Raw genomic sequence first — 17,935 nt, forward strand, 5'->3', positions numbered from 1 at the left:
TGGGCGGCACGATGGCGCAGGCCGCGGTCATCACCGTCCACCCGGGCGAGAAGATCCAGGCCGCCATCGACCGGGCCACGGCCGGTGACGAGATCCGCATCGAGCGCGGCCGCTACGTGGAAAACCTTCGGGTTGACCGGACGCTGACGCTGCGCGGCATCAACCGCCCCACCATCAGCGGCAGCAACCAGGGAGACACCATCCGCGTCATCGCCCCCGATGTCGTCATTGAGGGGCTGATCGTGACGGATTCGGGCGACAGCCTGCTGAAGCAGAACGCCGGCATCTACATCCAGCCCGGCGCACACCGTGCCATCGTGCGCAACTGCTTCCTCAGCTACAACCTGTTCGGGCTCTGGATCGAAAAGGCCAACGACGTGCAGGTGCTGAACAACAACATCACCGGCAAGCGCAACTACGACAGCGCCAAGCGCGGCAATGGCGTCGAGCTCTACAACACCAAGGGTGCTCGCATCATCGGCAACGAGATCAGCTTCGTGCGTGACGCCCTCTACATCGACGTGTCGCACCATGCCGTCTTCCAGCGCAACCGGCTGCACCACAGCCGCTACGGCACGCACTACATGAATTCCTACTACAACCTGTGGGAAGACAACGATACCTGGCACAACCGGGGCGGTCTGGCGCTGATGGAGGTTCGTGATCAGACCATCCGCAACAACCGCGCCTGGAAGAACTCCGACCACGGCATCATGCTGCGCACGCTGCAGGATTCGGAAGTGGACGGCAACTGGGTGGCCAACAACGGCCGCGGGTTCTTCGTCTACGACGTGGAATACATCAAGCTGCGCGACAACGTGGTGGCCAACAACCGCATCGGCGTGCACCTGTCGGGTTCTCCCCGCAACGAGGTGGACGGCAACGACTTCGTGGACAACCAGCAGCAGGTCAAGTATGCCGGCACACGGGACCTGGCCTGGGGCGGCAAGAAGGGCAACTTCTGGAGCAACTACCGGGGCTGGGACCGCAACGACGACGGCCGAGGCGACATCCCCTACGAAGCCAACGACATGGTGGACCGCCTGACCTGGCGCTACCCGGGCGTGCGCCTGCTGATGGCCAGCCCGGCCGTTCAGGCACTGCGCATGGTGGGCCAGCAGTTTCCCATCCTACGGGTCCCCAGCGTCGTGGAGCAGCGCCCGCGCATGAACCCGCTGGCTGCCGAATGGGCCCCCTGGCTGGCGAAAACCCGCAACAACCTCTACAACGCACCGGAGAACCTGCGTCATGGCCGCTGAACGCCCTGTCCCATCGCCCACCGATCGTCCCGGACAGGCATCCGCGGCCGGGGCTTCCGAGGCCATCATCCGGCTTCAGGGGGTAACCCGCCGCTTCGGCGCCTTCACCGCGGTCGATGACGTGACACTCGACGTGCGCCCTGGCGAGGTGTTCGGCCTCATCGGCCACAACGGCGCCGGCAAGAGCACGCTCTTCAAGATCATGCTGGGGCTGCTGGCCCCCGCGTCGGGCAGCATCCACATCGCGGGCGAGCCGGTCGGACAGGCCAGCGCCCTGCAGGTGCGCCGCCGCATCGGCTACCTGCCCGAGAACGTGGCGCTGTGGGACAACCTGAGCGGGCTGGAAACCCTGAAGTTCTTTGCCCGCCTGAAGGGGCTGGACACGGCCGGCTGTGCCGCACTGCTGACCAAGGTGGGCCTGGAGCACGCGGGCGACCGCCCCGTGCGCGCCTACTCCAAGGGCATGCGCCAGCGACTGGGCTTTGCGCAGGCGCTGCAGGGCAACCCGCAGGTGCTGTTCCTGGACGAGCCCACCACGGGCCTGGACCCGCGCGCCATCCACTTCTTCTGGGACACGCTGGCCGAGCTGCGTGACCGGGGCCTGACCATCGTGCTCACCTCGCACATCCTGGCTGAACTGCAGAACCGGGTGGATCGGGTGGCCGTGATGGCCAATGGCCGCATCCAGGCGCTGGGTTCGCTGACCGAACTGCGTGCCGGCTTCGATCTGCCGCTGCACATGCAGATCCAGCTCAAGCCCGGCACCGACGCTGCGGCCATGATCCGCTGGCTGCAGGCCCTGCCCGACGAACTGGCCACCCTGCCGGTGCGCGAACATCCTGCCACCGGCACGGTGGTGATCGACGTGCCCCACCGGCACAAGATGCGCCTGCTGCAGCACCTGCTCTCGGCACAGGAATACGTGGCCGACATCCAGGTGCAGGAACCTTCGCTGGAAGACATGTTCTTCGCCAGCCCGGATGACCGTGCAGCCCCGAACACGCCGGCATCTGCCGGAACCCTCGACCAACAACCATCGACACCAAAGACCTCGACAGGAGGACAGGCATGATTCAGCTCTCGCAGGTGGGCACCGTGGCCGCCAAGGAATTCCGCGACCGGCTGCGCAACCGCTGGGTGCTGGCCGTGGCACTGGTGTTCGCGGTGTTCTCGCTGGTCATCGCCTACGCCGGCGGCGCCCAGCAGGGCACGGTGGGGCTGCGCTCGCTGGAATTCACCGTCACCAGCCTGGTCAGTCTCGTCATCTACCTGGTGCCGCTGATCGCGCTGCTGCTGGGGTTCGATGCCATCGTGGGCGAGCGCGAACGCGGCTCGCTGGATCTGCTGCTGGCCTACCCCATCACGCGCGGCGAGCTGCTGCTGGGCAAATACCTGGGCCTGTCGCTGGCGCTGGCGCTGGCCATGCTGGCCGGCCTTGCAGCCGTGGGCGTGATGCTCGTCTACCAGTTTGGCTCCAAGGCACTCTTTCACTATGCCGGCTTCGTGCTGAGCGCACTGCTGATGGGCATGTCCTTCCTCAGCCTGGCCGTGCTGGTCTCGGTGGTGGCGCGTGACCGCACCCGAGCCTCGGGCGCTGCCATCGTGTTATGGTTCCTGTTCGTGCTGGTGTTCGACCTGGTGCTGCTGGGCGTGCTGGTGGCCACCGCCGGCCATTACGGCGGCGACATCTTCCCGTACCTGCTGCTCCTGAACCCCACCGACGTCTTCCGTATCCTGAACGTCTTCTCCACCGAAGACGTGCGCAGTGCCTATGGCCTCGTCAACATGGTGCCGCCGCTGATGTCGAACATCGGCGTGCTCACCACCGTGATGCTGGGCTGGATCGTGGTTCCCCTTGCCTTTGCCAACTGGAGATTCCGACCATGAAGAAACCGTCGATGCGCTATCGTTGCCGCTGCTGCAACCCGCAGTCCGCAGGGGATGCCCTCCGACATGATCGCCGCCAGCTGATGATGGGCCTGATGGCCCTGGCCGCCCTCCCCGTGCTGGGCGCCTGCGACAAGGAAGGCGAGAAGGCCGCCAGCGTGGCTCCTGTGGAGATCTCCCAGGACACGGCCTGCGAGCTGGATGGCATGCTGCTGGTCGACTACCCCGGCCCGAAGGGGCAGATCCATTTTGCCGACACACCGGAGCCCGCCTTCTATTGCGACACGATGGAGGTGCTGAACACGCTGATGCACCCCGAGGAAGTCCGAAAGATCACCGCCGTCTACGTGCAGGACATGGGCAAGGCGGATTGGGACCACCCGGAAGGCCACTGGATCGACGCTCGCACCGCCATCTACGTGGAGGGCAGCAGCCGGCTCGGTTCGATGGGCCCCACCTTCGGCAGCTTCAGCAACGAGGAAGACGCCAAGGCCTTCATCGCCAAGTATGGCGGCAAGCTGCTGCACATGAAGGACATCACCCCCGAAATGGTGGACCTGCGCGGCGGCGCCAACATGGACCACAGCATGTAACATGAAAAAACCCGTCGTCGGCGTAACGCGCCCCCTGACTGCCGAGGGTATCGGCAACCTCTGGCAGGCACGCCAGTTCTTCACCTACTCGGGTCTGGGTCGCCAGGCCAATCCGGCCATTCACGCCACGCTGATCGAACCGCAACACGTGGCGGCGGCCGACGATCCTGCCAGCCCCCGCAGCACGGGCGTCCAGCCGCAGGCCGGCTTCGAGTCCGTGACCCTGCTGCTGGAAGGCGACCTGGAAGTACGCACCTCGCTACCGGAAGGCCAGCCGCCCGTCGTGCTGGGCGCAGGTGATGTGCTCTGGAACGGCGTGGGGCACGGCGTGCTCACCGAGACGCTGGCGGGTCCGCAACTGACGCAGAAAGGCGGTACCGTATCGGCCGTCACGCTGTGGGTGAACCTGCCGGCCGCCTACAAGCTCTCCGCTCCGCACCAACAGTACCTGCCAGCGGCGCAGATCCCTTCCTTCGTGCTGCCCGAGAGCGCCGGCACGCTGCGAGTGATCGCCGGCCAGTGGCACAACGACCTGGGTCCGGCCGAGACCGTGGGGCCGTTGCAGCTCTGGGACGTGCACGTGAAGGCCGGTCACACGGTGACGCTGCCGCTGCCGCACAAGTGGTACGCACAGCTGCTGATGCTCACCGGCAAGATCACCATCGACTTCTGGCCCGACGAGATCGGTTCGCCGCAGCTGGTGCTGCTGGACGCCTACGGCGACGGCACCACCTTCACGGTGAAGGAAGACACCCACCTCATCCTGCTGTGCTGCGAACCGCTGGACGAGCCCATCGTGGGCCGTGGCGACCTGGTGTTTGGCGACGAGCCCCACCTGCAGAATGCCGAGGCACGACTGAAAGACGGTGGTTTCGGCAAGCTCTGAAATCTGGCCGTGACATGGCTGCACAGGCGAGTCGACATTGAGGGGCTGCGGCCCCTCATCAATTTAAAATAAAGTCACATTTGCCACCTTGCGGGAGGTGTGCCGGGATCGCTTCCCGGCCCTCCCCGAACGGGCGCCAACAATGTGAACATCGCCCCGGCCCCTCCTCCCGCTCCTTCCCCGGCAGATGCATCTCTTGACCGCTGATGAAGGAGAACCCGATGAGGACTTCCGCAATCGCCCTGGGGATAGCCGCCGCCCTGGCTTCCGGCTCTGCCAGCGCATGGGAAACCACGCTGCTGGATACCAACACGCCTGCCAGGGAGCAGACGATCACCAGCAAGCAGCTGGGCATCAAGGCCGCTTCACCCTTTTCCATCAAGGTGCAGCTGCTGCACGGCGGACGCCAGGAAGGCGTCATGCTGGTGACCATCGACACCGGCGCCATGAAGATCACCGTCGTCCCCAACCGGGGCATGAACGTGGCGCAGGCCGTCTCGGGCAAGGTGCGTCTGGGCTGGAAGTCTCCGGTCCACGAGATCGTCAACCCGGCCTTCCTGGATCAGGGGGCCCGCAACGGCATCGGCTGGCTGGAGGGCTTCAACGACCTGCTGACCCGCTGCGGCTATGAATGGGTAGGCCATGCCGGTGCCGACGAGGACGGCACGATGCTGACGCTGCACGGTCTGGCAGCCAACATCCCGGCCTCCAACGTCATCCTGAGCGTCGATGAGAAGCCGCCCTACACCATCCGCCTGAAGGGTCTGCTGCGCGAGCAGGCCTTCAAGAAGGTGGACTTCACCATCGCCACCGAGCTGAACACGGTGCCGGGCGCCAAGAGCTTCACCATCAACGACCGGCTGACCAACAACGGTGACTATCCGAAGGAATACCAGGCGCTCTATCACAGCAACTTCGGTCCCCCGCTGATGGAGAAGGACGCGAAGTTCGCCGCGCCGGTGCGTGAAGTCTCGCCCTTCAACGACTATGCCGGCAAGCTGCTGTCCACCTGGCAGACGTACCAGGACCGCACCAAGGACTTCGACGAGGTGGTCTACAACGTCTTCCCGTATGGCGACGAGAACGGCAACACCCTGACCATGGTGCATAACGCCGCCGGCACGCTGGGTGCGTCCATTGCCTACAACGTGAATGCGCTGCCCGCCTTCTCGCTGTGGAAGAACATGGACACCGATGCCCAGGGCTACGTGACGGGCATGGAACCGGGAACCAGCTTCTCGTACAACCGCAAGTACCAGCGTGACCTGAAGCTGGTGCCCACCATCGGCCCGAAGGAGCACCGCGACTTCATCCTCACCTACTCGCTGCTGGACGGCAAGGACAAGGTGGATGCAGCGCTCAAGCGCATCGACAACATCCAGAACGGCCGCAAGACCACCGTGCGCGAAACACCGCTGGTGACCTCCGGCGCGCAGGTGATCGGTCGCTGAGCGCTTGAGGGCCGGGCTTGACGCTGACCGGTCGGCAACCGGAAAGGTGTCACCCGGCCAAGCGCAGTCCTTCCGCTTCAGCAGCCGCGCGGATGATGATGTTCGTGGTCAGCGCGGCTGCCTCCCAATGCGGCATGTGGCCAATGCCGGGCAGCAGGTGCAGGGCGGTGGCCGGCGGCGCATTGAGCGCATGCTGCCAGGGAATGACGGCATCCTCGCGGCCATGCACCAGCGTGACGGGTGCGCTCAGGCTGGCCAGCGTCTCGACGATGGAGCGGCTCTGGCGGCCCGTGATGTCCACCACGTCATCCACCAGCCGATAGAGCTGGGCCTGCGCCGCCAGCAGGCGCGCTCGCATGGCCCGCACATAGGCCGCCGAGCTGCGATAGTGCTTCACGGTGAGCACTTCCAGCGCACGGGCCAACGCGCCGTCATCCGCCGCCTCGATGACCGACAGCAGGAAATCGCGGTTGACCTCCTCGCCCAGCCCGCTGGGCGAGAGCAGAACCAGCCCGGCCAGCCGGCCCATCTTTTCCAGCGATGCCGCCAGCGTCGAGGCCACCAGCGCCCCGAAGGAGTGGCCCACCAGCAGCAGGCGCTGTCCATCCTGCGTCACCTCGGCCTGTGTTGCGGCATCCTCCCAGGCATCAAGCGCCGCTCCAATGGCCTGGGCCGCCTGTTCGGCGGAATCCACCTCGGCCGTGCTCTCCCCATGCCCCGGCAGGTCAGCAGCCAGCACCGATAGCCCGGCACGGGACAGATTCAATGCGGTGGCCGACCAGACATCGACATCACCGAACATGCCGTGCACCAGCACGACCGTGGGCCACGCTTCCGCCTTGTCTTCGGCCTGGTTCCTGCCCCTGCTCCCAGCCTCGCCTGAGGCCCCGGCTGCCGGCCAGTAACGGAGCCGGATGTTGCCGAACGGTGTGCCGTGATGCGATGTCTCAGTCATGGTTGTAGTACCAGCTCCCGGCGTCCTGCCTCCCTGCTCACAGGCTCACCTGTCCCACGCGTTCCCCGGCTATCGGGGCAACGCCACTCCCCGTCTCGCCATCATTCCCGGCCCGGGTCCGTGGCATCGTCTTCTGCGCGTTCAGGGAAAGTCCGCTGCACCAATGCCAGATCCAGCCAGCGGCCAAACTTGCGCCCCACCTGCGGCATGAGCCCGGTCTGGACGAAGCCCAATCGCGCGTGCAGCCGCAGCGAGCCGGTGTTGCTGGCATCAATGGCGCCAACCATCACATGAACGCCCTGCGCCTGCGCCAGCGGAAAGAGCGCCTGAATGAGCGCCGTGCCCAGCCCGCGCCCTCGCTGATCCTGTCGGACATGCACACTGTGCTCCACCGTGTGCCGATAGCCCGGCCAGGACCCACGGAAAGGACCGAAGGTGGCATAGCCCAGTACGCGGGAACCAGCGTTCGCCCCCTGCGGGCCGCCAGCCATGGATGCAGCCTCTGGCCCCTGATCGGCTACGGCCTGCGCAGCGTCGTCGGCACGATCGTCGGGCGTCCCCGTCTCTTCTGCCACCAGCACCGGAAAGCCACCTTCCTGACGCGCCCGGAACCAGGCCATGCGCTCGGCCAGATCAACCGGCGTCTCGGTATAGACCGCCGTGGACGTGGCAATCAGATCGTTGAAGATAGCCAGAATGGCCGGCAGATCATCAGGACGCGCCGGGCGGATGATGAATGAGGAAGGCATGAACAGGCAGATGCGCCCGGACGGCGGCCCATCGGGCTCGCCAGTCAGGCGCAGACTGCGACAGGAAGGGGAAATGAAGCGGATGACGGCCTGCCAGGCACTCCGACAGGCCGGAAGTCATGAAACGGTCAGATCAGCGCGCGATGTCGCCCTTCAGCGCCACACCGACGATGAATGCACCGGCATGGCATTCATACTCGGTCGTGCTCTTGAACTCGTGCTTCTTGTAGTAGCTGACGAGGTTGACCACTTTCTTGGCCCCGACATCCTTGGCCGATTGCTGGAACTGCTTGACGGCCGACAGGAAGGCCCAATGGCAGGCATCCACGTCGCTCTTGCCGAAGCCGTTGGTCTTCTTGTTGCTGACCAGGTCGGCCTGGATGATGTTGCCACCCCCACGACCAAAGACCAGGGCGATGCTGGGATCGAGGATTTCCTTGGCCGAGCCCTTCTTGCCGACGTAGTTCAGTGCGTCCTTGATGGGCAGCAGCAGCTTGGTGTCACGCGCCTGCACACCTGCAGCGCTGCACAGGACGGTCAGGCCCACGGCCAGCGATGTTACGATCTTGTTCACAGCTCCATACCTCTTGTCATTGAAGGGCTCCCGGGCATGATACGCACAAGCCCATCGACTGAGCAACCAGAAGCTGTGCAACAAAGCCCTGTAATTTCAATCCTGTTGGCCGATGTCAGCTGCCAGCATCACTACCTGAGCACGGCCCTGGATGCCGCTGATCGCGAACGCTGCAGGCGCAACCCTCGCCTGCATGAGCGGGCCGACTGGCGCACCAGCCGTTTCCTGAAGCAGCAGGCAGCTGCCGAGCTGGCATCGGGAACCCGATGGTCAATGAGCCACAGTGCCGGACACGCCGCACTGGCCATAGGATGGGAAGTGGATGCGCTGGGCGTGGACCTGGAACATGCGCGGCCGCGTCCTTTTGCGGATCTGCTACCTGCCTTTGCCCGCCCCGAGGAAGAGGCGTGGTGGCAACAGAGCCCTGATCCTTGCCAGGCCTTCTACCGGCTCTGGACGCTGAAAGAAGCGCTTTTCAAGGCACAGTCTGCAGATGCCGAACCCAAGGGGCTGATGGCGCTCGGCCTTCGTCGCCCCGTTGCAACAGGACAGGCGTGGCGTCTTCAGGGCCCGGATGAGCGGGACTGGCGGGGCATCAGCGCCATGCTGTCCCCCGACCGGATGCTGGCCTGCGTCTGGGTTTCATCCGTCGAGCGTGCGCCATTCCCCACGGACAGCGTGCTGGATGAGACCTCGCACACCTCACCGACCGTGGGCACAACGCTGCGCTGGGTGCGCCATGGAAACTGGCCCCCGGAAGCTTCAGGCGTCATGCACTTCAGCAGCCACCCTGACGCATGACAACGCTATCAGGCAGACTCAGTCCAACCGGCGAAAGACCAGCGACGTGTTGAGTCCACCGAATGCGAAGTTGTTGTTGACCACATACTCGGTATCGATGTGGCGCGCCTCACCCCGGATATAGTCCAGCTGGCCGCAACGTGGATCGACATCCACCAGATTCAACGTGGGCGCAAACCACTGCTGGCGCATCATCTCGATCGAAAACCAGCTCTCCAACGCACCACAGGCGCCGAGCGTATGGCCCATGTAACTCTTGAGCGAGCTGAGCGGCATGGCATCGCCGAACAGCGCTTCCGTGGCAAGCGTCTCGGCAATGTCGCCATGCTCCGTGGCCGTGCCATGCCCATTGACGTATCCCACCGCTGAAGGCGCAATGCCCGCATCGCGCAGCGCAGCCTGCATGCACGCATGCATCGTGGCCTGCTCCGGACGCGTGACGTGCGAACCATCGCAGTTGCTGGCATAACCGGCCACCTCGGCATAGATCCGCGCACCCCGCGCACGTGCATGCTCCAGCGACTCCAGCACCAGAATCCCCGCCCCTTCTCCGATGACCAGGCCATCACGCCCGCTGTCGTAGGGTGACGGCGATGCCTCGGGCCGATCGTTCTTCAGACTGGTGGCATACAGGGAGTCAAAGACGTAGGCCTCCGACGGGCAAAGCTCCTCGCCGCCCCCCGCCAGCATCATGTCGATCATGCCGTACTTGATGGACTCATAGGCATAACCGATCCCCTGACTCCCCGAGGCGCACGCGCAGGACGTGGGGATCACCCGTCCGGTCAGGCCAAAGAAGATGGCAATGTTGGCTGCCGTGGTGTGGGGCATCATCCGCACATAGGTGTTGGCATTGAAGCCGGGAGACACCCCATCGATGAGCAGCTTGGCCATGTCACTGACATCGGCCGTGCTGCCGGTGGATGAACCGCACGCCACCCCCATGCGACCATCGCGTATGGACGGATCATCCAGAAGCCCGGCGTCGGACAGTGCATCCTCAGCAGCAGCCACACACAGCCGGGATACCCTTCCCAGGCTGCGCAGCTGTTTGCGGGTCCAGTGAGCCGGCGTCTCGAAATCCGTGACTGGCGCCCCCAGACGGGTATTCAGATCCGGATAGCGATCCCATTCCGGCATGTAGCGCACTGCGTTGCGGTAACTCGCCAGCCGAGCCTGAATGGTCGGCCAATCCCGGCCAAGCGGGCTGATGCCCCCGACCCCGGTAACGACAACCCTTTTCAACACAGTCCCCCGTTGACAGCCAGCACCTGGCGCGTGATGTAGGCTGCCCGTTCGGACAGCAGGAAAGCGACGGCATGGGCGACCTCATCGGCCTGCCCCATGCGCTGCATTGGAATTGCCTTCAGGATCTCGTCCACCGGCACCCGCTCATCGATCATCTCGGTCTCGATCAGGCCGGGCGCCACGCAGTTGACGGTGATCCGGCGACGGGCCAGCTCGATGGCCAGCGCCTTGGCGGCCCCGATCAGCCCTGCCTTGGAGGCGCTGTAATTGACCTGCCCCCGATTTCCGACCAGCCCGGACACCGATGCCACGCAGACGATGCGGCCCGGGGCACGCCGACGGATCATCGGCATCATCACCGGGTGCAGCACGTTGTAGAACCCGTCCAGATTGGTACGCAGCACCTGATCCCAGTCATCGTCGGACAGGGCCGGGAATGCGTTGTCGCGGGTCAGGCCTGCGTTGAGCACCACACCATAGTAGGCACCATGATCCTGCATGTCGGCTTCGAGAGCTTGCCGAGCCTCGGCCCGGTTGGCCACATCGAACATCAGGACGCGTGCCTGCCGCCCCATGCTGCGGATCTGGGCCGCGGTGGACTCGGCCTCGCTCTGGCGACTGCGTCCATGCACGACGACATCCCAGCCCGCGGCTGCGGCAGCCAGCGCAATGGCCCGACCGATGCCGCGGGAGGACCCGGTGACCAGCACGGTCCCGCCGGAACCCTGCGCCGGCATGGTTGATGAATCTGCAACGGTCATCTTTCAGCTCCCCTGGATTCCCACCAATCCGGCCAGGCCACCAGCCTCCCCCGGTTGATAGACGTTCAGCGCCCCTGCCGCCACCAATGAGCCCTGGGGCAAGGAAGCCTGGATATCCTCCGGCGCGTTCATCCAGTGAAGCTCACCGTCGAACACCCCGAACCCCTGTCCGCTACTGGTCGAAATGCGCACATTCACCTGCAGGTCGGCGCCGACCGGCAGGCTGTCCACGTACAGCGAGAACTTGCGTGATCCCAGCAGGAAGCCCAGCTGCGGCCCCCGGCCGGCCTGAGCCGCATGACAGCCATCGAAGGCAGCAATGCCCTGCGCCAGGATCTCCATGGCCATCCACGCGGGCACCACGCCTTCCGGCCGCAGGAATACGTGATCTTCCCTGATGGTGGCCCGCCCCTGCAGGCTCTCCTCATCATAGTCAAGAATCTCGTCGAGCAACACCATGTTGCCGGAGTGCGGCAGCAGAGGCGCCACATCGACAATCGGACACGTCAACCTGCCGCTCACGGTGCCTCTCCTGAAACGGGGCGGAACGTCGCGTTCATGCCGTGTCTCCCATGATCAGGGCCATGTTGTTTCCGCCAAAGGCAAAGGATGTGCTGAGCCCCAGGCGCCGGCCCGAAGGCCAGCGGTCTCCCGGCCGTGTCAGGCGCAAGGGCGCCAGCGACGGATCCCGCTCATTCCCCTGAGCCGGCAACGCCCCCGAGGGATTCAGCTGCCGACTGACAAGGCCCCAGACAATGGCCGCCTCCAGAGCCCCTGCCGCCCCCAGCGTATGGCCGGTATGCGGCTTGGTGCTGGTGCCAGGCACATCCACACCGAGGGTCTGAACAACAGCCAGACTCTCCATGGCGTCATTCTGGGCCGTACCGGTGCCATGCAGGTTGATCCAGCCCAGATCCCCCGCAGAAAGCCCCGCCCCCTGCAGGGCGGCCTGAATGGCCTGCAGGGCCCCTTCTCCATCCGGACGGGGTGACGACATGTGCCAGGCATCACTGCTGGCGCCGTACCCCAACAGGCCGATGGGCTCCCCTTCCGGGAAACCGGGCATGGGCACGCGAGTCATCAGGAAGACCGCTGCCGCCTCGCCGATGTTGATGCCATCCCTGTCCGCCGCAAAGGGCTTGGCCACACGCGCGGACACGACCTCCAGCGACGCGAAGCCGTTGATGGTGAGCAGCGAAAGACTGTCGACGCCGCCACACAGCACCGCATCACACAGCCCAAGCTTCAGAAGTCTGGCTGCACTGGCCAGGGCCCGCGCACCGGACGTGCAGGCCGTGGAAATGGCGTAACCGATGCCCGAGAGGCCATACTGCGCCTGAATGAAGTCCACTGGCGAGCACAGCAGCTGATGCGCCTGACTGAAGGCGCCTTCCTGCCACTGACCGTGATCGACCATATGCCGAAAGGCAGGCAGGTTCTCGTCCACCCCGGACGTGGAGGTGCCCAGCACCACCCCGATCCGGTCCGGCCCGAAGCAGCGGCAGGCAGCAGACAAGGCTGGCTCCACCTGCGCCATGGCGTGCCATAGCAGCTGATTGTTGCGGCTGCGGTGCTCATCCGGCAACGCGGCATCGAATGGCCGCAGCAGCGCGGTGACCTGTCCGAGCGGCAGCGTGCGTCCCGCCACCCACTGATCGGACAGCGTCAGCGAGGACGGCGCAGGATCCAGCAGCCGTTCGACGGTGACTTCCATGCCGCTTCCCAGCGCACTGAGGACGCCCGGACGGTAAAGGTGCATGGAAGACGGTGCAGAGGTCATCGGAAGTCTGCTCGATGAGAAGCGATGAATGGCCGGACAAGACCACCCCGCACCGACAGACCGCAGCACCAGCCGCAACGCCAGGCAGAGTGGACAGAAAACGATGGAGAAAGGAGCGGGCGAAAGCGCTGTCGCCACCACGGGCTGCTCAGGGCGACAGGGGGTGGATGCACCAAGTTTCAGCCCCCGGTAGCATAAGCTCCCACCCCGGCTCCGCAGCGCCAAGTGTACGAATTTGCCAACGCAATGTGTTGCCCTGCATGAAGCGCTCGGTCTCACCCTGGTGCTGCACCTGCAGCTGGGGGAACACGCGGCCCATGGCGCCGCTGGGCACCAGGCGGGTCATCAGTCCCGCAAACAGCAGACTGGCAGACGGATTGGGGGGCAGGAAACCGTCATTGCGCCACTGCCCATTCTCGATGATCTGCCGCGCGCGAGGCGCCCCGAAGGCATCCAGCTGCAACCAGCGCCAGGCAGTCGGCCCCAGGGGCTGAACCACCACCAGACTCTGCCGGCCGTCCGCGTTCTCACCACAGGTCATGGCACGAAACTGCCGCGCCCCGTCCAGGGGCGGCAGGGTCGAGGGTGCCGGGGGCACGCCTTGCAGCGACGCGCACCCCGCCAGCAACGCCATGCCCGATGCCAGTGCTGCACGCTTGCCTGCGTGCAGCCACCTCATGAAGCGCTGAAACCCCTTCATGTCGGCTCCCGGGTGGCCTCGTTCGTCACCAGGCACACCGCACCAGAGTGCAGGTGCCCCCGCCCCCGATCATTCACGACTGGCCGGCCCGCAGATCTCGGCCAGGGCCTTCAGCCGCTGGGCCGAACGCGCCACGAAGGGATTGGCCTCATCCCAGGCATAGCCGGCCAGCACCGAGCTGATCATCGCCCGGATCTCCGGATTGACCTGTTCAGGGCGGCAATACACGACATCCTGGAAGCTGCCGTCGTACCACCCCATCACATAGGTGCGGAAGGCTTCCACACCGACCTTCAGGGGGGCGACAAAGTCCCGCTCCCATTCAACGGCCTCGCCACGCAGCTGCCGTCCCAGCACGCGGCTGGCCAGACGCGCCGATTGCAGTGCCACCGTGACGCCCGAAGAGAACACGGGATCGAGGAACTCCGCCGCATTGCCCAGCAGTGCAAAGTTGCGTCCCACCAGCGTCGTGACGTTGGCCGAGTAATTCGAGATCGAGCTGAACGGGACACCGTTGTCCCAGACGGCATTCCGGAGAATGCGTGACAGCCGGGGAATCTCGGCAACCACGCCCCGAAGCAGCGCTTCATTGAGGGCACCTTCATCCGCGGCCTTCAGGCCGGCAGCACGCTGGTTGATCCATTCCGGCTCTCCGATGAAGCCGATGGAGGAACGGCCGTTGCCGAACGGAATCAGCCAGCTCCAGACACCGCGCTCGGCCGGGTGGGTGCTGATCAGGATCTTGTTGCGGTCAAAGTCGTCGCCCACGATGCGGTCATCGATATGCGTGAAGATGGCCTTGCGCGGCGACAACACGGAGGGCCTCTCCAGTCCCAGCAGACGGGGCAGCACACGGCCGTAACCGCTGGCATCCAGCACGAAGCGGGCCTGCAGGGTGTATGCCCCTTCGGGCGCCTCGATCCTGAGACGGGCAAGGTGCTCTCCTGATGCGCCCTCGACTTCCTCGTAGCCGGTCACGTTCTGTCCGTAGCGGACAGTCACGCCACGACGCTCGACCTCGTCAATCAGGATCTTGTCGAACACGGCACGCTGCACCTGGAAGGTGGTGCCGGGGCCCTTGCTGAACTTGTCGGTGAAGTCGAACCAGGTGTAGCGCTCGCCCCACGTGAAGGCCGCGCCGTTCTTGTACTGGAACCCCTGCTGCGCCTGAACGACCCGAACCAGATCGGCCTCTTCCAGGATGTCCATGCTGTAGGGCAGCAGGCTTTCACCGATGACGAAACGGGGGAAATGCGTGCGCTCGATCACGCAGACCCGGAAACCCTGCTGATGCAACAAGGCCGCCGACACGGACCCTGAAGGCCCCGCACCAATAATGGCCACATCGAAATCCGCAACGTCGTTCATGTTGTTCCTTCTTGAAGATGGTGTGGTGCCCCGGCCACGCGTCAGACCTTCGGAAGACCGGAGGCATCATCGGCCGTACCTGGCAGCCATGCGGAAAACACCAGGTTGAATGCAATGCCCAGGGTGACACAGATACCAAAACCGGACACAGCCGGCGTATGGCTCAGGCCCAGCAGGGCAAAGGAAATCATGGAGGTGAGCGCCGCCAGCAGGATGCCTGCAAATCGCTCGGGCCCCTCGCCCTGCCGCGCGCCTTGGGCATAGACCGCATAGTCGATACCGATTGCCGAGGCCAGCAGAAGCCCGAACACTGCAAACAGGGAAACAGGCAGCCCCACCCAGCCCAGCGTGGCCACCGTGGCCAGCACCGCCGCTGTGGGCACCGCCAACACAAGCACGGCCCGCCGCCAGCCGAACAGCACCGACAGCAGTACGGCAGCCCCCAGCCACGACAGGAGTTTAAGCCAGATGACGGAGCCCCGGGTATCCTGGAAGAGCTCGTTGAGCCGTGCCGGCCGGTCGATGAGGCGTGCCCATGGCAGCCCCTTCAGCACGTTCTGAAGGGCGTCCATGTCCTGCACGCCGCGAATCTGGAGCAAGGCTGCAACCTGACCGTCAGCCCCCGCCCCGAGGTACAGGGGCTGCCAGGGAATGGCCAGATCGTTCTGCAGGCTTTGTTCCAGCCCCACCGGCGGCAGGGCCACCAGGCTGTCGATGGCCTGACGCATCCGCTCGTCGGGCACGCCCAATGCCCGCATCGGCTGCCAGGCCGATGCATTTGCGGCCAGATCATTCAGCAGCGTGCGAATCTCCTGCTGGCGCCCCACGGGCTGAACCCATTGGCTGAGCGCCAGAAAGCCCTGGATATCCCCCTTCGACTGGAGCGCCGACAGGTGTCTGGCCAGCTCGGCATCCCGCATGAGCAGGGTATCGTCATCAGGCGCCTGCACCAGCAGATAGCGCCCGGAAGCCATGCTTCCCCCCAAACGGCCGACCGCCTGCATCTGTTCGAGCGTCGTTGGCGAGGTACTGACCCACTGACGGATGTCATCACGCCAGTCTGCACGCCAGCAACCGGAAACCACCACGAGCAACGCCACCCCCCAGAACCACGGCTTGCTCCGCAGACCGAGCATGGCTCGTTGCAGGGTTGCCATGGCACGAGCCACCTGGGGACGTGGAACCGGCTTCCACCCCTCGAAGGAGGCCGGCAGCCACAATGCACTGGCGGCACTCGCGCCACACAGCGCCAGCGTAGAAAAGAGCGCTGTCTCCTGAAGGACGGGCAAAGGCGCCACCCCCAGGGCCAGATACCCCGCCACCGTGATGGCGATGCTGACCCCGAAGGACGGAAGCACGCGTCGCATGGTCGGCCAGGGACGCCATTCCGTCTGCAGCAATGCGGGAGCCAGCCAGTGCATGGGCAGATCCACCATCACCCCGACCAGGCTGCTGCCCACCACCAGCGTGAGGACGTGCACCTGACCGAATGCCAGCACACAGCCTGCAAGCCCGAGCAGGAAACCGACCCCCAGGGGCAGCAGGATGAAAAGCACCCGCAGGCTGCGCACGATGACCAGCAACAGCGTCAGCGTAAGCCCAATGCCCACACCACTCATCCAGCGTGATTCGAGTTCTCCCTGGGCCCTGCCCTCGGCAGCGAATATCGCGCCTCCGGCTGTCAGGACCTTCACACCCAGTCCATCCGCAGCTGCCCGGGTTTCGTCCAGCAATGGCAACAGATTCACCGGTGCGCCGGCAATGCCGCCGTCCCCGTTCAGTTTGGCCAGCACCCAGACCCAGGTCAGTCCCGCGTCCTCGCTTTGCAGGGTTCCGGCCGACGCATCCCAACGCAGCCGGTTGTCACCGGGCATCCGCCCCAGCAGGAAACGTCCCAGCCCCAGCCAGTCGTCTCCCACCGGAAACAGGGAGGGTCGGCCGAACGGGTTGCCCAGATCCTGGGCGCGCTGCAGAAAATACGCGGCCGGGTCCGTGCGCAACTGATCCAGCACGTCGGTCGGCATCAAGGCCAGCTGCAGCGGTGCCAGCTGTTTCTGCAGCACCGACAGGTCCGGCAGAAGTTTCTCTCGCACCTCGGCAAACAGGCCACTGGCACGCCAGCGCTGGGCAAGCTCCTCAGCTGCCGCTGCCGCCTGCCGGGCATCGGGCGCCCCCACCAGCAGCACCATCTGCTGGTTGAGCAGGCGCTCCCCCTGCGCTTCTGCTCGCAGCTCAGCCTCATCCACGGCGTGAGAGGCCGGCACCAGGCTCTGCATGCCGGTCTCGACAAGCGCGCCAGTACGCGAAGCCTGAAGCAGCAACGCCGCAGCTGTCAGTACCAGCGCGGCCAGCAGCCACTGCCCGCAGCGAAGCCAGCCCCTATTGGCCATGGCTCAACGCCGAGAACTCAAGCTCCATGCGATCCCCCTGCGCCTCAGCGATCTTCACGGTGCGCACATAGGCATCGCCCGTGATGTCGATGGTCGCAAAGATCTGTTTCATCAGGACGCTGGAGGGTGTCAGATGCAACTGCCAGCGCTTTTCGTCACCGCTCAGCTGCATCGAGAAATGCTGGCTCAAGCTCTCGAAACGCCCACCGATGATGTCCCGGAAGAACGCGAGCTGCGCCCGGTCACCCGTGCCGGTCTGCCTGTCGCGCTGCCAGCGGCCATCGGCCCAGTGCTCCAGCCCCTCCGCATCCATGCGCACCTTGTATTCAAAGGGGCTGCGCACATGCCACAACAGCGACTGGCCGGGCACGATGTTGAAATCGCCACTGCTGCGAAGGGGATCAGGCAACCCGCGGAGATAGCGCGCCTGGCTGAACTGCCCCTGCACCTGCTCTTCCTTCTGCAGGAGTTTCTGCAACGCACCAACATCGAAAGCCATGGCCGACGGCGCCACGAACAGCAGCGCCGCCACC

Annotated in this window: 18 protein-coding genes; 7 read left to right on the forward strand and 11 right to left on the reverse strand. The window is 65.1% G+C overall.

The genetic code is table 11. The features are described from left to right. Window positions 1-11: 11 nt before the first annotated feature. The 6 genes from EL249_RS00180 (at window position 12) to EL249_RS00205 (ending at window position 6,076) form a co-directional block, all read left to right on the forward strand. On the forward strand, window positions 12-1,259 hold the full coding sequence (locus tag EL249_RS00180) for a nitrous oxide reductase family maturation protein NosD (protein ID WP_050782108.1): 1,248 nt from the start codon (window positions 12-14) through the stop codon (window positions 1,257-1,259). Further along, the gene (locus EL249_RS00185; RefSeq protein WP_005675130.1) at window positions 1,249-2,331 is read left to right on the forward strand and encodes an ABC transporter ATP-binding protein; all 1,083 of its coding nucleotides are present in this window, start codon (window positions 1,249-1,251) and stop codon (window positions 2,329-2,331) included. Before EL249_RS00180 ends, EL249_RS00185 begins: the two co-directional genes overlap by 11 nt. Continuing rightward, window positions 2,328-3,146 carry an ABC transporter permease subunit gene (locus EL249_RS00190; protein ID WP_005675129.1) on the forward strand — a complete coding sequence of 273 codons (819 nt, stop codon included), beginning with the start codon at window positions 2,328-2,330 and terminating at the stop codon, window positions 3,144-3,146. The genes EL249_RS00185 and EL249_RS00190 overlap by 4 nt, the downstream gene beginning before the upstream one ends. Further along, window positions 3,143-3,739: a nitrous oxide reductase accessory protein NosL gene (locus tag EL249_RS00195; protein WP_005675128.1), complete on the forward strand. Its 597-nt coding sequence runs from the start codon at window positions 3,143-3,145 to the stop codon at window positions 3,737-3,739. Before EL249_RS00190 ends, EL249_RS00195 begins: the two co-directional genes overlap by 4 nt. A gap of 1 nt (window position 3,740) precedes the next feature. Further along, on the forward strand, window positions 3,741-4,625 hold the full coding sequence (locus tag EL249_RS00200; protein ID WP_005675127.1) for a pirin family protein: 885 nt from the start codon (window positions 3,741-3,743) through the stop codon (window positions 4,623-4,625). A gap of 221 nt (window positions 4,626-4,846) precedes the next feature. Further along, window positions 4,847-6,076: an aldose 1-epimerase family protein gene (locus EL249_RS00205; RefSeq protein ID WP_040530258.1), complete on the forward strand. Its 1,230-nt coding sequence runs from the start codon at window positions 4,847-4,849 to the stop codon at window positions 6,074-6,076. A gap of 49 nt (window positions 6,077-6,125) precedes the next feature. Here EL249_RS00205 and EL249_RS00210 read toward each other — a convergent pair whose 3' ends face one another. The 3 genes from EL249_RS00210 to EL249_RS00220 form a co-directional block, all read right to left on the reverse strand. Next, entirely contained in the window at window positions 6,126-7,031 is a 906-nt protein-coding gene (locus EL249_RS00210) for an alpha/beta fold hydrolase (RefSeq protein ID WP_005675125.1), read from the reverse strand. A 101-nt stretch (window positions 7,032-7,132) separates the two neighbouring features. Next, window positions 7,133-7,780, reverse strand: coding sequence for a GNAT family N-acetyltransferase (locus tag EL249_RS00215; protein ID WP_005675123.1), 648 nt, complete (start codon window positions 7,778-7,780; stop codon window positions 7,133-7,135). 133 nt (window positions 7,781-7,913) lie between these two features. Further along, on the reverse strand, window positions 7,914-8,354 hold the full coding sequence (locus EL249_RS00220) for a hypothetical protein (RefSeq protein WP_005675122.1): 441 nt from the start codon (window positions 8,352-8,354) through the stop codon (window positions 7,914-7,916). 105 nt (window positions 8,355-8,459) lie between these two features. Between EL249_RS00220 and EL249_RS00225 the strand changes: the two genes are divergently transcribed. Beyond that, window positions 8,460-9,155, forward strand: coding sequence for a 4'-phosphopantetheinyl transferase family protein (locus EL249_RS00225; protein WP_005675121.1), 696 nt, complete (start codon window positions 8,460-8,462; stop codon window positions 9,153-9,155). An 18-nt stretch (window positions 9,156-9,173) separates the two neighbouring features. On the opposite strand, the gene EL249_RS00230 is transcribed toward EL249_RS00225, so the two are convergent. From EL249_RS00230 to EL249_RS00265, 8 genes are all read right to left on the reverse strand, one after another. Beyond that, complete coding sequence (locus EL249_RS00230) at window positions 9,174-10,400, reverse strand: beta-ketoacyl-ACP synthase (RefSeq protein ID WP_040530255.1); 1,227 nt, start codon at window positions 10,398-10,400, stop codon at window positions 9,174-9,176. Further along, window positions 10,397-11,164, reverse strand: coding sequence for a 3-oxoacyl-ACP reductase FabG (gene fabG, locus EL249_RS00235; RefSeq protein WP_005675119.1), 768 nt, complete (start codon window positions 11,162-11,164; stop codon window positions 10,397-10,399). Before fabG ends, EL249_RS00230 begins: the two co-directional genes overlap by 4 nt. Before the next feature lie 3 nt (window positions 11,165-11,167). Next, on the reverse strand, window positions 11,168-11,686 hold the full coding sequence (locus EL249_RS00240; RefSeq protein ID WP_005675118.1) for a hotdog family protein: 519 nt from the start codon (window positions 11,684-11,686) through the stop codon (window positions 11,168-11,170). A 34-nt stretch (window positions 11,687-11,720) separates the two neighbouring features. Further along, a complete protein-coding gene (locus tag EL249_RS00245; protein ID WP_005675117.1) occupies window positions 11,721-12,944 on the reverse strand; it encodes a beta-ketoacyl-ACP synthase in 1,224 nt (407 codons plus the stop codon). 148 nt (window positions 12,945-13,092) lie between these two features. Continuing rightward, window positions 13,093-13,623: a hypothetical protein gene (locus EL249_RS00250; RefSeq protein ID WP_170169588.1), complete on the reverse strand. Its 531-nt coding sequence runs from the start codon at window positions 13,621-13,623 to the stop codon at window positions 13,093-13,095. Window positions 13,624-13,713: 90 nt separating this feature from the next. Further along, window positions 13,714-15,012 carry an NAD(P)/FAD-dependent oxidoreductase gene (locus tag EL249_RS00255; RefSeq protein WP_005675114.1) on the reverse strand — a complete coding sequence of 433 codons (1,299 nt, stop codon included), beginning with the start codon at window positions 15,010-15,012 and terminating at the stop codon, window positions 13,714-13,716. 41 nt (window positions 15,013-15,053) lie between these two features. Then, the gene (locus EL249_RS00260; protein WP_005675112.1) at window positions 15,054-17,402 is read right to left on the reverse strand and encodes an MMPL family transporter; all 2,349 of its coding nucleotides are present in this window, start codon (window positions 17,400-17,402) and stop codon (window positions 15,054-15,056) included. Beyond that, window positions 17,392-17,934: a LolA family protein gene (locus EL249_RS00265; protein WP_126348016.1), complete on the reverse strand. Its 543-nt coding sequence runs from the start codon at window positions 17,932-17,934 to the stop codon at window positions 17,392-17,394. The genes EL249_RS00260 and EL249_RS00265 overlap by 11 nt, the downstream gene beginning before the upstream one ends. Between the last annotated feature and the right edge of the window lies 1 nt (window position 17,935).

The sequence above is a fragment of the Lautropia mirabilis genome, from assembly GCF_900637555.1.
GTDB lineage: Bacteria > Pseudomonadota > Gammaproteobacteria > Burkholderiales > Burkholderiaceae_E > Lautropia > Lautropia mirabilis.

Coding starts and splice junctions, on each gene's coding strand:
- EL249_RS00190 (WP_005675129.1), top strand. CDS start 2,328: ATGATTCAGCTCTCGCAGGTGGGCACCGTGGCCGCCAAGGAATTCCGC.
- EL249_RS00185 (WP_005675130.1), top strand. CDS start 1,249: ATGGCCGCTGAACGCCCTGTCCCATCGCCCACCGATCGTCCCGGACAG.
- EL249_RS00180 (WP_050782108.1), top strand. CDS start 12: ATGGCGCAGGCCGCGGTCATCACCGTCCACCCGGGCGAGAAGATCCAG.
- EL249_RS00215 (WP_005675123.1), bottom strand. CDS start 7,780: ATGCCTTCCTCATTCATCATCCGCCCGGCGCGTCCTGATGATCTGCCG.
- EL249_RS00195 (WP_005675128.1), top strand. CDS start 3,143: ATGAAGAAACCGTCGATGCGCTATCGTTGCCGCTGCTGCAACCCGCAG.
- fabG (WP_005675119.1), bottom strand. CDS start 11,164: ATGACCGTTGCAGATTCATCAACCATGCCGGCGCAGGGTTCCGGCGGG.
- EL249_RS00200 (WP_005675127.1), top strand. CDS start 3,741: ATGAAAAAACCCGTCGTCGGCGTAACGCGCCCCCTGACTGCCGAGGGT.
- EL249_RS00210 (WP_005675125.1), bottom strand. CDS start 7,031: ATGACTGAGACATCGCATCACGGCACACCGTTCGGCAACATCCGGCTC.
- EL249_RS00205 (WP_040530258.1), top strand. CDS start 4,847: ATGAGGACTTCCGCAATCGCCCTGGGGATAGCCGCCGCCCTGGCTTCC.
- EL249_RS00250 (WP_170169588.1), bottom strand. CDS start 13,623: ATGAGGTGGCTGCACGCAGGCAAGCGTGCAGCACTGGCATCGGGCATG.
- EL249_RS00260 (WP_005675112.1), bottom strand. CDS start 17,402: ATGGCCAATAGGGGCTGGCTTCGCTGCGGGCAGTGGCTGCTGGCCGCG.
- EL249_RS00255 (WP_005675114.1), bottom strand. CDS start 15,012: ATGAACGACGTTGCGGATTTCGATGTGGCCATTATTGGTGCGGGGCCT.
- EL249_RS00245 (WP_005675117.1), bottom strand. CDS start 12,944: ATGACCTCTGCACCGTCTTCCATGCACCTTTACCGTCCGGGCGTCCTC.